We start from the raw sequence: 234 nt of genomic DNA on the forward strand, positions 1-234 counted from the left end.
TCCCACACCCAGCAGGAAGTGCAACCAATTGTCCGCAGAGTTCACGGGAACAAAGTTGGCGGCGGAATCATGATTGATCAACAGGCCGTAGATCCACAGAACCAAGTAGATGACCCCGCCTCCCACAAGGAAGTTCCTGGATTGTCCGGGTGTACCTGCCATCATCAGTCCGGCAATGCCGAAGAGGAGGTGCACGATGTTGTGCAGAATGGACACTTGGAAGATTCCCAGAAG

Annotated in this window: 1 protein-coding gene; it reads right to left on the bottom strand. The window is 53.8% G+C overall.

Going from position 1 to position 234, the window contains the following annotated elements; genetic code table 11:
• A partial coding sequence (locus tag SB764_RS44780; RefSeq protein WP_410867409.1) for a DUF4383 domain-containing protein occupies positions 1–231 on the bottom strand: 231 nt, incomplete at its 3' end.
• Positions 232–234 lie beyond the last annotated feature (3 nt).

Source organism: Paraburkholderia sp. SIMBA_027 (assembly GCF_046535315.1).
Classification (GTDB): domain Bacteria; phylum Pseudomonadota; class Gammaproteobacteria; order Burkholderiales; family Burkholderiaceae; genus Paraburkholderia; species Paraburkholderia tropica.